General features: G+C 58.9%; 14 protein-coding genes and 1 pseudogene. 5 read left to right on the forward strand and 10 right to left on the reverse strand.

Features of this window, described 5'->3' with window-relative positions; genetic code table 11:
- The first annotated feature begins 2 nt into the window (after positions 1–2).
- Complete coding sequence (locus AEQ67_RS32630) at positions 3–467, forward strand: glycine zipper 2TM domain-containing protein (RefSeq protein WP_059407943.1); 465 nt, start codon at positions 3–5, stop codon at positions 465–467.
- A 267-nt stretch (positions 468–734) separates the two neighbouring features.
- Here AEQ67_RS32630 and AEQ67_RS32635 read toward each other — a convergent pair.
- Positions 735–977, reverse strand: a pseudogene (locus AEQ67_RS32635) (Na+/H+ antiporter NhaA); the annotation flags it as partial.
- Between the two features lie 86 nt (positions 978–1,063).
- Here AEQ67_RS32635 and AEQ67_RS34535 point away from each other — a divergent pair.
- Positions 1,064–2,041 (forward strand): RHS repeat-associated core domain-containing protein, encoded by a 978-nt coding sequence (locus AEQ67_RS34535; protein WP_082378011.1) that lies wholly within the window; start codon positions 1,064–1,066, stop codon positions 2,039–2,041.
- A 168-nt stretch (positions 2,042–2,209) separates the two neighbouring features.
- Here the strand turns inward: AEQ67_RS34535 and nhaA are convergent, their stop codons facing one another.
- On the reverse strand, positions 2,210–3,397 hold the full coding sequence (gene nhaA, locus AEQ67_RS32640; RefSeq protein WP_059407945.1) for a Na+/H+ antiporter NhaA: 1,188 nt from the start codon (positions 3,395–3,397) through the stop codon (positions 2,210–2,212).
- A 239-nt stretch (positions 3,398–3,636) separates the two neighbouring features.
- Between nhaA and AEQ67_RS32645 the strand changes: the two genes are divergently transcribed.
- Positions 3,637–4,731 carry a PLP-dependent cysteine synthase family protein gene (locus AEQ67_RS32645; RefSeq protein ID WP_059407948.1) on the forward strand — a complete coding sequence of 365 codons (1,095 nt, stop codon included), beginning with the start codon at positions 3,637–3,639 and terminating at the stop codon, positions 4,729–4,731.
- Between the two features lie 120 nt (positions 4,732–4,851).
- Here the strand turns inward: AEQ67_RS32645 and AEQ67_RS32650 are convergent, their stop codons facing one another.
- The 3 genes from AEQ67_RS32650 to AEQ67_RS32660 form a co-directional block, all read right to left on the reverse strand.
- Entirely contained in the window at positions 4,852–6,465 is a 1,614-nt protein-coding gene (locus tag AEQ67_RS32650; protein ID WP_059407950.1) for an NAD(P)/FAD-dependent oxidoreductase, read from the reverse strand.
- Between the two features lie 95 nt (positions 6,466–6,560).
- The gene (locus AEQ67_RS32655; protein WP_059407952.1) at positions 6,561–7,226 is read right to left on the reverse strand and encodes a COG3650 family protein; all 666 of its coding nucleotides are present in this window, start codon (positions 7,224–7,226) and stop codon (positions 6,561–6,563) included.
- Positions 7,227–7,412: 186 nt separating this feature from the next.
- Positions 7,413–8,012, reverse strand: coding sequence for a short chain dehydrogenase (locus AEQ67_RS32660; RefSeq protein WP_059407954.1), 600 nt, complete (start codon positions 8,010–8,012; stop codon positions 7,413–7,415).
- 104 nt (positions 8,013–8,116) lie between these two features.
- On the opposite strand from AEQ67_RS32660, the gene AEQ67_RS32665 reads away from it, so the two are divergent.
- Positions 8,117–9,046, forward strand: coding sequence for a LysR family transcriptional regulator (locus tag AEQ67_RS32665; protein WP_059407956.1), 930 nt, complete (start codon positions 8,117–8,119; stop codon positions 9,044–9,046).
- A 145-nt stretch (positions 9,047–9,191) separates the two neighbouring features.
- Here the strand turns inward: AEQ67_RS32665 and AEQ67_RS32670 are convergent, their stop codons facing one another.
- The 5 genes from AEQ67_RS32670 to AEQ67_RS32690 form a co-directional block, all read right to left on the reverse strand.
- On the reverse strand, positions 9,192–9,893 hold the full coding sequence (locus AEQ67_RS32670) for an ABC transporter ATP-binding protein (protein WP_059407957.1): 702 nt from the start codon (positions 9,891–9,893) through the stop codon (positions 9,192–9,194).
- Entirely contained in the window at positions 9,894–10,661 is a 768-nt protein-coding gene (gene livG, locus AEQ67_RS32675) for a high-affinity branched-chain amino acid ABC transporter ATP-binding protein LivG (RefSeq protein ID WP_059407959.1), read from the reverse strand.
- A complete protein-coding gene (locus tag AEQ67_RS32680) occupies positions 10,658–11,914 on the reverse strand; it encodes a high-affinity branched-chain amino acid ABC transporter permease LivM (protein WP_059407961.1) in 1,257 nt (418 codons plus the stop codon). The genes livG and AEQ67_RS32680 overlap by 4 nt, the downstream gene beginning before the upstream one ends.
- Entirely contained in the window at positions 11,911–12,834 is a 924-nt protein-coding gene (gene livH / locus AEQ67_RS32685; RefSeq protein ID WP_059407963.1) for a high-affinity branched-chain amino acid ABC transporter permease LivH, read from the reverse strand. The genes AEQ67_RS32680 and livH overlap by 4 nt, the downstream gene beginning before the upstream one ends.
- 232 nt (positions 12,835–13,066) lie before the next feature.
- Complete coding sequence (locus AEQ67_RS32690) at positions 13,067–14,194, reverse strand: branched-chain amino acid ABC transporter substrate-binding protein (protein ID WP_059407965.1); 1,128 nt, start codon at positions 14,192–14,194, stop codon at positions 13,067–13,069.
- 338 nt (positions 14,195–14,532) lie between these two features.
- On the opposite strand from AEQ67_RS32690, the gene AEQ67_RS32695 reads away from it, so the two are divergent.
- Positions 14,533–14,838, forward strand: coding sequence for a DUF2288 domain-containing protein (locus AEQ67_RS32695; RefSeq protein WP_059407967.1), 306 nt, complete (start codon positions 14,533–14,535; stop codon positions 14,836–14,838).
- The last annotated feature ends 18 nt before the right edge of the window (positions 14,839–14,856 follow it).

Below are 14,856 nucleotides of genomic sequence, written 5' to 3' on the forward strand. Positions count from 1 at the left end.
CTATGCGTAAGTCTGTTCTGTTGGTTGCTTCCTTTTCCACGATGGCGATGTTGCTCACTGGCTGCCAATCGAGCCTGACCGGTGACTCTTACTCCCGTGACGAAGCGCGTCGTGTGCAGACCGTTCGCATGGGCACCATCGAATCCCTGCGTCCGGTCAAAATCGAAGGCACCAAGACCCCAATCGGCGGCGCAGCGGGTGCAGTCGTGGGCGGTGTTGGCGGTAGCGCCATCGGCGGCGGTCGCGGCAGCATCGTTGCAGCGGTCATCGGCGCAGGCGCCGGCGGCCTGCTCGGTTCGGCCACCGAAGAAGGCCTGACCCGCGCCCAAGGCGTGGAAATCACCGTTCGCGAAGACGACGGCAGCATGCGCGCCTACGTGCAACAGGTTCAGGAAAACGAAGTGTTCCGTGTTGGCGAACGTGTGCGGATTGCCACGGTGGATGGTACGAGCCGCGTTTCGCACTAAGCGCAAACGGGTAGAAAAAAACCCCGATCAGGTGACTGGTCGGGGTTTTTTTTCATCACGAGGGGGCGCTCAGATCAAAAGCTACAGGCTAACGCTCGACCTGTAAGAGCTGGCTTGCCAGCGAAAGCGGCCTGACAACCAACCAATCTCTCGCAGGCGTACACAGTCCAAATATGGGAGCGGGCCTGCTCGCGAAGGTCGTTAACGATGACGCGTTTTAACAGGATAAACGCGGCGCGTTTGAGTGCTTCGCTGGCAAGCCAGCTCCTACAGGGGATGGTGGTTTTCAGATGTCGCGTTCGCTGGAGAACTCCCCTTTCGACTCGCCACTGCCGTCACCGCATAACCAATCAACGCCGCCAATATCGAACCGGTCAAAATCCCCATCCGGTCCATCCCGGCGTACTCGCTGGCACCCGGCACAAACGCCAGGGAACCGACAAACAAACTCATGGTGAAGCCGATCCCGCAGAGGACCGCCACGCCCAGCACCTGGCCCCATGAGGTTCCCTACCTATCAGTTCTGATAGTGGCTAGAACCAGTTGGATGTACGAGAGTAAAAGCCTACTTCAACGGTCCGGTCAGGAGGTCGCTCATGCAGGCGCAAAATCAAAGGTTGCTCAGTCGCTATCGGTACGACCCTCTGGATCGTCTATCCGCATGCACGGTAGCAGCGCAGGGAAACACACAATGGTTTTACACAAGAGATCGTTTAGCTACTGAGATTGAGGCAGCGATGCAACGTTCGATCGTTCAACATAAGGATCACTTGTTAGCGCAACACGTACGCCTCAACAACACAGTAGGGACGTTCTTGCTCGCCACCGATCTACAGCGGTCAGTATTGAACTTGCTTGATGCGGAGCGGCGCGCTAACCCGTTTGCTTATTCGCCTTATGGTTATCGCCCACTGGAAGGCGGGTTACTCAGCCTGCTCGGTTTCAACGGTGAACGACCGGATCCAGTGACCGGGCACTACGTTTTGGGCAATGGCTATCGGGCGTTTAATCCGGTGTTGATGCGGTTCAATAGTCCGGACAGTTGGAGTCCATTTGGTAAGGGTGGGGTAAATGCATATGCATATTGCGGGGGCGATCCGTTTAATCGTGGGGATGAAACAGGCCATGCCTGGTGGATTTTCAGACCTGTTGTAAAATTGTTTCGTACGATATTTCAATCGAAGAAAACAACGAATCCCGTTTCAAAACCTTCACATGATGCGAGTATTCAGACAGCTAAACCTCTGCCCAAACAACCTACCCAGTTACCATCGACGAACGAGTCGGGATCGGCGCCAGATTTTTCTTCTTTTTTTCCAAGTCAAGCCCCAGGTACAAAGGGTTTCACCGCGCTCTCTAGGATTAATAAATCTTCGCTTTTGGTTTTCAATGGGGACAACTATGTTGGGAGTTACCCGATAGATAGAAAAAGTATGCTCATTGCCCGATTAGCCGTTACAGCCGAAACCGATATAGCGATCACACCGATGCAAAAGTCAGAAGTTATCAGGAAAACTCTCGGTCTCGGTGTGAGGAACGAGGGATCAATGTACATTCTTCCTGAACGACCATAACTTGGAATGGTGGAATCAGTTAGCGGGGCATCCTAATTGCCAGCAGCCAACTATCCTTGTCTTTTCGTCCCAAAGCAGCCCTGTTAAAGGGCTGCACGACGCTAACAAACGGGACGAGCCGTGACTGTATGACGAGCTTTTGATGAGACCAAAAGATGTCTTTGATTATCAGGATGACAAAACAGGGTTCTTACGACTAGCCACCGCCACCACCGCATAACCAATCAACGCCGCCAATATCGAACCGGTCAAAATCCCCATCCGGTCCATCCCGGCGTACTCGCTGGCACCCGGCACAAACGCCAGGGAACCCACAAACAAACTCATGGTGAAGCCGATCCCGCAGAGGATCGCCACGCCCAGCACCTGGCCCCAATTAGCGCCTTGGGGCAGGGCGGCGATGCCGATTTTCACCGCCAGCCAGGTCAGGCCGAACACGCCCAGGGTCTTGCCCAGCAACAGGCCGACCGCGATGCCCATCGGCACATGATGGGTGAAGCTTTCGACGGTCACGCCGCTCAGCGACAGCCCGGCGTTGGCAAAGGCGAACAGCGGCAGAATGCCGTAGGCCACCCACGGATGCAGGGCGTGTTCCAGGGTCATCAACGGCGAAGGTTCGGCGTTTTTCGTGCGTAGCGGGATGCAGAAGGCCAGGGTCACACCGGCCAATGTCGCGTGGACACCGCTTTTGAGCACGCAAACCCACAGGATCAAACCGATGATCATGTACGGCCCGAGCTTGACCACCCCGAGCCGGTTCATCGCGATCAGCGCCACGATGCAGGCCCCGGCCAGTGCCAGGGACAGGGTCGAGAGTGCGCCCGAATAAAAGATCGCGATGACAATGATGGCGCCAAGGTCATCAATAATCGCCAGGGTCATCAGGAACAACTTCAACGACACCGGCACGCGTTTGCCGAGCAGGGCCAGTACGCCGAGGGCGAAGGCAATGTCGGTGGCCATCGGGATGGCCCAGCCGCCCAGGGCTGCCGGGTTGTCGCGGTTCAAAAACCAGTAGAGCAGCGCTGGTACGACCATGCCGCCAATGGCAGCCGCGCCGGGCAGGACGATCTGCGAAGGTTTGGACAACTGTCCGTCAAGGACCTCGCGTTTCACTTCAAGGCCAATCAGCAGGAAGAACAGGGCCATCAAGCCGTCGTTGATCCACAGCAACAACGGCTTGGCGATTTTCAGCGCGCCGATCTGGGCCACCACGGGGGTGTCCAGCAGGCCGTTATAAAGCCACGACAGCGACGAGTTGTTGATGATCAGAGCCAGGGCGGCAGCGGCGATCAGTAACAGACCGCTGGCCGCTTCCAACTGGAAGAAACGCGTGAACGTGCTACGCAGAGGCAAGGTCGCTCTCCATCGATGAATTCAAAAGGTGGCACACCCTAACCCGTACCGTTAGTTGTTAAAACAAAAGTTATATTCTTTTTTGTTATATGCCGTTACAGCTCGAACGTTCGGCACGGACCTGAGCCTAGCAGTTGCCCGGCGTATTGGATCTCAGCTGTATCTGTGCGGGATGTAGGTTTTTTCCTAAGCTTATGGGCTGAGCCTTGCAACAAGGCCGACTCGACGAGAAAACCACCATGAGCGACAACCGACAGTGGGCCCGCGAAGCCATCCGGATCATCGAAGCGGACTTCCAGCGCAGCGCCGACACCCACCTGATCCCCTTGCCGCTGCCGGGTTTGCCGGGCATCGAGTTGTATTTCAAGGATGAATCCAGCCATCCCACCGGCAGCCTGAAACACCGGTTGGCCCGCTCATTGTTCCTCTATGCGTTGTGTAATGGCTGGCTCAAACCGGGCGCGCCGGTGATCGAGGCGTCCAGCGGTTCGACGGCGATTTCCGAGGCGTATTTCGCCCGTTTGCTGGGTTTGCCGTTTATTGCGGTGATGCCGGCCAGCACCTCCAAAGAGAAGATTGCGCAGATCGCGTTCTACGGTGGCAAGAGCCATCTGGTCGATGATCCGACGCAGATCTACGCCGAATCCGAGCGCCTGGCCCGGGAAAACGATGGCCACTTCATCGACCAATTCACTTACGCCGAACGCGCCACCGACTGGCGGGCGAACAACAACATTGCCGAGTCGATCTTCCAGCAAATGCGTTTCGAGCAACATCCCGAGCCGAGCTGGCTGATTTCCAGCCCCGGCACCGGCGGCACCACCGCGACGCTGGGCCGATACGTGCGTTATCGCCAGCATTGCACCCGCGTGCTGTGTGCCGATGCCGAGCGTTCGGTGTTTTTCGATTACTACCAGACCGGCGACGCCACCCTGCGACTGGATCATGGTTCACGGATTGAAGGCATTGGTCGGCCTCGTGTCGAGGCTTCGTTTTTGCCCAAGGTGATCGATGCGATGGTCAAAGTGCCGGACGCGTTGTCGCTGGCGGCCATGCATTACCTGGCGCAGCGTTTGGGACGACGGGTGGGCGGTTCGAGCGGGACCAACCTGATCGGCGCCTTGATGGCGGCCCAACAGATGGTGGCGGCGGGGGAGTCGGGGTCGATCGTGGCGATTTTGTGTGATGGCGGCGAGCGCTATGAAACCAGCTATTACGATCAAGCCTGGCTCAAGGCCCAAGGGTATGAGTTGAGTGGTTTGATCGATGCCGTTGCGGCGAGTGTCGAGCGCGGCGAGCCGCTGCCGGACACCGTGCTCCGCGCCAATATCTGACACACCTGAGTTTAAATGTGGGAGCGGGCTTGCCCGCGATGACGGATTCACATTCAACAGAGATGTTGACTGACCCATCGCTATCGCGGGCAAGCCCGCTCCCACAGGGTTTGTGTGGTGTCAGGCTTCGAGGCCGAGGATGTCTCGGGCCACGGCTTCGGCAATCCGAATCCCGTCCACACCCGCCGACAGAATCCCGCCCGCATAACCCGCACCTTCACCGGCCGGGAACAAGCCTTTCACGTTCAGGCTCTGCATCGACTCATTACGAGTAATCCGCAGCGGCGACGACGTGCGCGTCTCGATCCCGGTCAACACCGCGTCGTGCAGCGAGTAACCGCGAATCTGCTTCTCGAACGCTGGCAAGGCTTCGCGAATGGCTTCGATGGCGAACGCCGGCAAGGCCAGCGCCAAGTCGCCCAAGGCAACGCCCGGCTTGTAGGACGGTTCAACGCTGCCCAATTCAGTGGACGGCTTGCCGGCAATGAAATCACCGACCAGTTGCGCCGGCGCTTCGTAATTGCTGCCGCCCAGCACATAGGCGTGGGATTCCAGGCGTTCCTGCACCTCGATACCCGCCAGCGGGCCGCCCGGAAAATCGACTTCCGGGGTAATCCCGACGACGATCCCGGAGTTGGCGTTGCGCTCGTTGCGCGAGTACTGGCTCATGCCGTTGGTGACCACGCGGCCCGGCTCGGACGTCGCCGCCACCACGGTGCCGCCCGGGCACATGCAGAAGCTGTAGACCGAACGGCCGTTGCTGGCGTGGTGCACCAGTTTGTAATCGGCGGCGCCCAGTTTCGGGCGGCCGGCGTACTTGCCCAGGCGCGCACGGTCGATCAGCGACTGCGGGTGTTCGATGCGGAAACCCACCGAGAACGGCTTGGCTTCCATGAACACACCTCGGCCGTGAAGCATGCGGAAGGTGTCGCGGGCGCTGTGGCCGAGGGCCAGGATCACATGTTTGGAATGGATCTGTTCGCCGCCATTGAGCTCGACGCCGACCAGTTGGCCGTCCTCGATCAACACATCGGTAACGCGCTGCTGGAAGCGCACCTCGCCGCCCATCGCGCGAATCTGCTCACGCATGTTTTCCACCACACCGGTCAGACGGAACGTACCGATGTGCGGTTTGCTGACGTAGAGGATTTCTTCCGGCGCACCGGCCTTGACGAACTCGTGCAGGACTTTGCGCCCGATGAATTTCGGGTCCTTGATCTGGCTGTAGAGCTTGCCGTCGGAGAACGTCCCCGCGCCGCCTTCACCGAATTGCACGTTGGACTCGGGGTTGAGCACGCTTTTACGCCACAGGCCCCAAGTGTCCTTGGTGCGCTGGCGCACTTCGGTGCCGCGCTCGAGGATGATCGGCTTGAAGCCCATTTGCGCCAGCAGCAGGCCGGCGAAAACCCCGCACGGGCCGAAACCGACGACGATCGGGCGCTGCTGCAGATCGGCCGGCGCCTGGCCAACCACTTTGTAGCTGACATCCGGCGCGACGTTGACGTTACGGTCATCGGCGAATTTGTGCAGCACCGCGGCCTCATCGCGAACGTTGAGGTCGATGGTGTAGATGAAGCACAGTTCGGAAGATTTTTTGCGCGCATCGTAGCTGCGCTTGAACAAGGTGAAGTCGAGCAGGTCATCGCTGGCGATGCCCAGGCGCTGCACGATGGCAGGGCGCAGGTCTTCATCGGGATGGTCGATCGGCAACTTGAGTTCGGTGATTCGTAACATGACGGGATCCGGTTCGCGGGGCGCACAACTGCGCCAAGGCGTTTGAAACCGGAGATTATAAGCCCCAAAGGATGATTCCCGTGAGGCTAAAACGATCAGTCGTCGCGGGACCCGCCGAAATACCCGCAGCCGCGCTGAACCTTGCCATCGATGCGCAGTTCGGCGCTCATGTGCTGGACGCTGCCGGTGCTGCTGTCGACGCAACGTTGCGGCGCTACCCACAGTTCGATGTGCTGGTTATTGGCTTCGGTGCTGAGGTTGAAGCGGCCATCGCCCAGTTGCTCTTCAACGTACGGCACGGCCAATGGCGGCTGCCCGGCGCGCTCGATGACCATGCCTTTGCCGCTGACTTTCACATTCCACTCAGGCCCATGGCCGGCGGCGCGCAGGATCAGCAGTTTGAAGTTGGGATCGTTGCACGCGGCCCCCGAACGCTCGACGCGGTACAGCTGCTCCAGATCGAGGCGGCTGTCGGCGCCATTGGCGACGATGCGCCCGCGCACATCGGCAAACAGCTTGCCCTTGGCATCGGCCAGGGTCGCGGCCTCTTGCAGGACACTGGTGCCGCCGGTGTCGTTCACCACGTAGCTGCGTTGTTCGTTGCACGGCTGGAACAACAGCTTGCCGTCGGCGGCGGTCAACTGGCCCTGCATGCGGGTCTGGCCCACATGAGAGGCGCTTTCACGCGAACCATCGAGCAACTGGCAGGCAGCGAACAACGGAAGCAGGGCAACAAGGACTAGGGAACGGGCAACACGCATCTTTGGGTCTCCTGACAAGTGCCGCCACGTTACTCAGCCTGACCGTTCATCACAACCCCGACAGACCTACGTCGATCAACCTGTAGGAGCGAAGCTTGCTCGCGAAGGGGCCAGACCATCCAACATATCATTTGAATGACACACCGCTTTCGCGAGCAAGCATCGCTCCTACAGGGGGGCTGTGTATCAGCCGACGTGGAACGTCTGGCCGGTCTGCAAGCCTTCGACACTTTTGGCGTAGGCCAATGCCACATCCGCTGCCGGAACCGGTTTGTAGCCACGGAAATACGGCGCGTAGCTGCCCATGGCTTCGACCAGCACATTCGGGCTCACCGAGTTGACGCGCAGGCCGCGCGGCAGTTCGATCGCCGCCGAGCGAACGAAGCTGTCGAGGGCGCCGTTGACCAGCGCAGCCGAGGCGCCGCTGCGAATCGGGTCGTGGCTGAGCACGCCGGTGGTGAAGGTGAACGACGCACCGTCGTTGGCGAATTCGCGGCCGATCAGCAGCAGGTTGACCTGGCCCATCAGTTTGTCTTTGAGGCCAAGGGCAAAGCTGTCTTCAGTCATTTCGTCCAGCGGCGCGAAGGTCACGTTACCGGCGGCGCAGACCAGTGCATCGAACTTGCCGGTTTGCTCAAACAGTTTGCGAATCGAGGCGCTGTCGCTGATGTCCACGTGGAAATCACCGCTGTTGCGACCGATGCGGATGATGTCGTGACGCTCGGCCAGTTCCTTGTCGACCGCTGAACCGATGGTGCCGCTTGCGCCGATCAAAAGAATTTTCATGGGCTGATCCTTGTGTGAGTGGAAAGAGATCTCAGTCTAGAGTGGTTTTTTCCATTGATAAGCGCGCTAATAGGCAACCTTTGGTTTTCAAATGGAAACAGTCCATGAGCGAGATGGATGATCTGGCGGCGTTTGCGGTGTTGATCGAAGCGGGGAGTTTTACCTTGGCGGCGCAGCAATTGGGTTGCAGCAAAGGCCAACTCTCCAAGCGCATCAGCCTGTTGGAGACGCGGTTCAGCGTGGTGTTGCTGCAACGCACCACTCGCCGCTTGAGCCTGACCGCGGCGGGCGCGGCGCTATTGCCACAAGCCCAGGCGTTGGTCGTCCAGGTCGAGAGGGCGCGTCAGGCATTGGCGCGGTTGAAGGACGACATGGCCGGGCCGGTGCGTATGACGGTTCCGGTGTCGCTGGGGGAAACGTTCTTCGATGGCTTGTTGCTGGAGTTTTCCGGCAAGTACCCCGAGGTGCAGATCGAACTGGACCTGAGCAACAGCTATCGTGATTTGTCCCGGGACGGTTTCGATCTGGCGGTCCGTTCCGAAGTGGCCAACGATCAACGGTTGGTCGCGCGGCCGCTGTTGGCGTGGCACGAAATGACCTGCGCCAGCCCGGCCTATCTCGAACAGTACAGTGAACCGCAAACGCCTCAGGCACTGGCGGAACACCGCTGCCTGCTCAACAGTCATTACAGCGGTCGCGAAGAATGGCTCTATCACCAGCAACATGAGTTGTTGCGGGTGCGGGTGTCAGGGCCGTTCGCCAGCAACCATTACAGCCTGTTGAAAAAAGCCGCATTGGCTGGCGCCGGTATTGCGCGATTGCCGTCCTACTTGCTGCAAGCGGAATTGGCTGACGGGCGATTGCGCTGGCTCCTGCGCGATTATCAGACGCGGAGCATGCCGATGTACCTGGTGCATCCGTATCAGGGTGGATTGCCGAAACGCACGCAGGTGCTGGCGGATTATCTGATTGGCTGGTTTAAACGCAGTGGTGAGGCGCTGGACAGGCTTCAAACCATCACACGCCCCCTGTAGGAGCTGGCTTGCCAGCGAAGGCAATTTCACCTTCAGCGCAGGTGTTGGCTGATCCGACGCTTTCGCTGGCAAGCCAGCTCCTACAGGGGGATGTGGTGGGTATAAAAAAACGGCCCGAAGGCCGTTTTTTGTTTACCGCAATCGCTTAGCCACCGAGGTACGCTTCGCGCACTTTCGGGTCGGTCAGCAGGGCTTCACCGGTGCCTTGCATCACCACGCGGCCGTTTTCCAGCACGTACGCGCGGTCAGCGATTTTCAACGCCTGGTTGGCGTTCTGCTCCACCAGGAACACCGTCACACCGTCCTTGCGCAGCTGTTCGATGATGTCGAAGATCTGCTGGATGATGATCGGTGCCAGACCCAGCGACGGTTCGTCGAGCAGCAGCAGCTTGGGTTTGCTCATCAGCGCACGGCCGATGGCGAGCATTTGCTGTTCGCCGCCAGACATGGTGCCGCCACGCTGGGCGAAGCGTTCTTTCAGGCGTGGGAAAAGTCCGAGAACCTTGTCCATCTGTTCCTGATAATCGCCCTTGTCGGTGAAGAAACCACCCATGGCGAGGTTTTCTTCCACGGTCAGGCGGGCAAACACCCGACGACCTTCCGGCACCACCGCAATGCTCTTGCGCATGATCTGCGCCGAGGTCTGCCCCACGAGTTCTTCACCCATGTACTTGATGCTGCCGCTGTGGGCTTGTGGCGAACCGCAAAGCGTCATCAGCAGGGTGGATTTGCCCGCGCCGTTGGCGCCGATCAGGGTGACGATTTCGCCCTGACGGATTTCCACGTTGACGCTGTGCAGGGCCTGGATCTTGCCGTAGAAGGTGGAAACGTTTTCGAATTGCAGCATTTACGCTTCCCCCAGGTAGGCTTTGATCACTTCAGGATTGTCGCGGATCTGTTCCGGCGTGCCGTCGGCCAGGGGCGTGCCCTGGTTGATCACGACGATGTGGTCGGAAATGCTCATGACCAGTTTCATGTCGTGTTCGATCAGCAGCACGGTGACATCGTGCTCTTCACGCAGCACGCTGATCAACGCCTTGAGGTCTTCGGTTTCCTTCGGGTTCAGGCCGGCAGCCGGTTCGTCGAGCATGAGGATCCGCGGACGGGTCATCATGCAGCGAGCGATTTCCAGGCGACGTTGCTGACCGTAGGCCAGGGTGCCGGCCGGACGGTTGGCGAACGCCTTGAGGTTGACCTTTTCCAGCCAGTACTCGGCGAATTCCATGGCCTCGCGCTCGCTTCTGCGGAACGCCGGGGTCTTGAACAGGCCCGCCAGGAAGTTGGTGTTCAGGTGACGGTGCTGGGCGATCAAGAGGTTCTCGACCGCAGTCATGTCCTTGAACAGCCGCACGTTCTGGAAGGTGCGCACCACGCCTTTGCGGGCGATCTCGTGGCCGGGCAGGCCTTCGATCGATTGACCGTCAAGCAGGATGCTGCCGCCGCTCGGCTTATAGAAACCGGTCAGGCAGTTGAACACGGTGGTCTTGCCCGCGCCGTTGGGACCGATCAGCGCCACGACCTGTTTTTCTTTGACGGTCAGGGCCACGCCGTTGACCGCGAGCAAACCGCCGAAGCGCATGCTCAGATTTTCGACTTTCAGGATCTCGCGGCTCATTTGCGCAGCTCCATGTGAGGACGTTGCATGGGCAGCAGACCTTGAGGGCGCCAGATCATCATCAGCACCATCAAGGCGCCGAACATCAACATGCGGTATTCACTGAACTCACGCATCATTTCCGGCAACAGGATCATCACCGTGGCCGCCAGCACGACGCCCAGTTGCGAGCCCATGCCACCCAACACCACGATGGCGAGGATGGTCGCCGACTCGATAAAGGTGAACGACTCCGGTGTCACCAGCCCTTGGCGCGCGGCGAAGAAGCTGCCGGCGAAACCGGCGAAGCAGGCACCCAGGGTAAACGCCGAAAGCTTGATGATCGTCGGGTTAAGACCCAACGCACGGCAGGCGATTTCGTCTTCACGCAGCGCTTCCCAGGCACGACCCAGGGGCATGCGCAGCAAACGGTTGATCACGAACAACGCGAACAGGGCAAGGAACAAGGCGACCAGGTAAAGGAAGATCACCTTGTTGATCGAGTTGTATTCCAGGCCGAAGTATTCGTGGAACGTCTGCAGACCTTCAGCGGCTTTACGTTCGAAGGTCAGGCCGAAGAACGTTGGTTTTTCGATGTTGCTGATGCCGTTCGGGCCGCCGGTGATGTCGGTCAGGTTACGCAGGAACAGACGGATGATTTCACCGAAGCCCAGGGTCACGATCGCCAGGTAGTCACCACGCAAACGCAATACCGGGAAGCCGAGCAGGAAGCCGAAGGTGGCTGCCATCAGACCGGCAATCGGCAAGCAGATCCAGAAGCTCAGCCCGTAGTAGTGCGACAGCAGCGCGTAGCTGTAGGCGCCGACGGCATAGAAACCGACATAACCGAGGTCGAGCAGGCCGGCCAGGCCGACCACGATGTTCAGGCCGAGGCCGAGCATGACGTAGATCAGCACCAGGGTGGCGATGTCCACCGCGCCGCGAGAGCCGAAGAACGGCCAGATCAGCGCACCGATAATCAGCGCGATGATGATCCAGCGCTGAGTGGTCGGCAGGGTCAGGAACGTACTGGCCTTGGCCGGCATGACCGGCAGGTTCGGCGAGGATTTCCAGGCCGAGCTGATCTGCTGGTCGAACAGCACCCGCAGGAACATCAGCACCGAGCACACCGCGATAGTGATCAGGGTGGCCGTACTGGTGCCATGCACTTCGAGGTTGATGCCGACGATGGTCAGTTTCAGACCGAGTACCGGGTAGGCCACGGCCCACACCAGCAAGGCGCTGAACAACGCCTGTTTAAGATTCCTAGTCATACTTTCTCAACCTCCGGACGGCCCAACAGGCCGGTTGGCCGGAACAACAACACCAGAACCAATAGACCGAACGCGACGACGTCCTTGTACTGGTCGCCGAAGATATCGGCACCAAACGCTTCTGCCACCCCCAGCACGATCCCGCCGAGCATGGCGCCGGGGATGCTGCCGATACCGCCCAGTACCGCTGCGGTGAAGGCCTTGAGGCCGACGAGGAAACCGGCGTTCGGGTTGATCACGCCGTATTGCATGCTCAGCAGCACGGCCGCGATGGCCGCCAGTGCGGCACCAATGACGAAGGTCAGGGCGATGATGTTGTTGGTGTTGATACCCAGCAGGTTGGCCATCTTGATGTCTTCGGCACAGGCGCGGCAGGCGCGACCCAGGCGAGAGCGGGAGATGAACAGCGTCAGGCCGAGCATGGCGACCAGAGTCACCACGAACACCACGATTTGCATGTAGGAAATCAGCACTTCATGTGCGCCACCTGGCCCGATGGAGAAGTTGCCGGGGATCAGGTTGGGGATGGATTTGTCCTTGGAGTCTTGCGCCAGCAGAACCGTGTTCTGCAGGAAGATCGACATGCCGATGGCGGAAATCAGCGGGATCAGACGGTTGCTGCCGCGCAGGGGGCGGTAGGCGATCCGTTCGATGCTGTAGCCGTAGGCACTGGTCACGACGATGGTTGCGAGAAAAGCGGCGGTCATCAACAGCGGAACACTGTCGAGTCCCATCATGGACAGGCCCGCGATGGCGATGAACGCCACGTAGGAACCGATCATGTACACCTCGCCGTGGGCGAAGTTGATCATTCCAATGATGCCGTAAACCATCGTATAGCCGATGGCGATCAGGGCATACGTGCTGCCAATGGTCAGACCATTAACCAGCTGTTGGAAGAAGTGATAGATGTCAGGCATTACAGCGCTCCTAAAAACCTGATACGCATTTCACTGGTGGAGTCATTTTCCCGCTCGAGCCCCGTGGATCTGCATCCACTTCGAACGCGAGGTTTGCCAGCGAACCGCTGATGACGGTTTTGAGATTTTCAGGTGGGGAGACTGGCGGATCACGCCAGCGCGGCCCAATACGTTCGTAAAACAAAGCCCACGGCACGCCGTGGGCTTTATTGGCAGTCAGTCAGGCAACGCCTTACTGAGGCTTGGCTTCAGTTTTAGGTTTGCCGAAGTGCCACTCGTAAACCACAAATTTGAAGTCTTTCAGGTCGCCCTTGTCGTCGAAGCTCAGGTCGCCGGTCGGAGTTTTGAAGGTGCCCGCGTGGATGGCAGCAGCCACTTTGGCGGTGTCTTCGCTCTTGGCAGCCTTGATGCCGTCGGCGATCACTTCCACAGCCGAGTAGGCCGGGAATACGAACGGACCGCTTGGGTCTTCTTTCTTGGCTTTGAACGCGTCAGCCAGGGCGATGTTGGCCGGATCCTGGTCGAAGGATTTCGGCAGGGTCACCAGCAGGCCTTCGGAAGCGTCCTTGGCGATCTGCGAAATCGAGTCGTTACCCACGCCTTCCGGACCCATGAACTTGGCTTTCAGGCCTTTTTCCTGGGATTGACGCAGGATCAGACCCAGCTCCGGGTGGTAGCCGCCGTAGTAGACGAAGTCGACGTTGGCTTGCTTGAGCTTGGAGATCATCGAAGAGAAGTCTTTGTCGCCGGCGTTGATGCCTTCGAACACGGCAACCTTGACGCCTTTGCCTTCCAGGGTTTTCTTCACGGCGGTGGCAATGCCTTCACCGTATTGCTGTTTGTCGTGCAGAACAGCAACGATTTTCGGTTTTACGTAATCGGCGATGTAGTTACCGGCGGCAGGGCCTTGAGCGCTGTCCAGACCGATGGTACGGAACACCATTTTGTAACCACGGGACGTGATGTCCGGGCTGGTGGCAGCCGGGGTAATCATGATCACGCCTTCGTCTTCGTAGATGTCCGAAGCCGGTTGAGTGGAGCTGGAGCACAGGTGACCGACCACGAACTTGACGCCGTCGTTGACGACTTTGTTCGCGACCGCTACCGCTTGTTTTGGATCGCAGGCGTCATCGTATTCAACGGCTTCGAGTTTCTTGCCGTCTACGCCGCCTTTGGCGTTGATCTGTTCGATGGCCATTTTGGCGCCACTGAACTGCATGTCGCCGTATTGGGCTACAGGACCGGTCTTAGGGCCGGCGATGCCGATCTTGATGGTGTCAGCTGCGAACGAATGGCTGGCAACCCCGGCCAGAACCATAGCGGCAAACAGTTTGCAAATCTGCTTAGTAGCCTTAGTCATAGTGCTCCACTCTTACTGTTGTAGTTTTTATAGTCCTGGCGCCGTAGCAGCAGAACCGGGTCAGATATCTTCGATATCCTCCGGAAAATGCCCCCGGCAACTGTACCGGTACAGTGTAGAGCGCCGATTGTTAGCCTGGGAAGGCGGCGCCAGGGGGCAAATCCTGAGGGTGTCGCTTTTTTGAAAGAAAAAGACAGAATTGCGGCGGGGGGTCAGGCTGAATTAACAGCAATCCTTGGCTTTCCTGCACTTTTCGATCGATGACTCAATTGCATCCGGGGTTTTCTGCCAGACCACCAACGTTATGATTGCGTCGATTTCTTTTCCGGACAGGACCCATGACTCAAGAACCTAGCACCCTCTATGCCAAGCTGCTTGGTGAAACCGCATCTATTACCTGGAAAGAGCTGGAGCCGTTCTTCGCCAGGGGTGCCCTATTGTGGGTCGACCCGGGTCTGGATTTGATCGCCGCGGCCGAGGCGGTGGCGACCGATGAAGGCGAGAAAGTGGCTGCCTGGCTGGCTGCCGACAAGGTCGCCAAGCTGTCTGAAACGCGGGCGCTGGATCTTTTCGAACGTGCCCCGGAACTGTGGGCCGTGGTCGTTTCGCCGTGGATTTTGATCCAGGAAAGGGCGACGAGCTGACATGCCGCACTAAAACAG

This window comes from Pseudomonas sp. RIT-PI-q, assembly GCF_001297125.1.
GTDB lineage: Bacteria > Pseudomonadota > Gammaproteobacteria > Pseudomonadales > Pseudomonadaceae > Aquipseudomonas.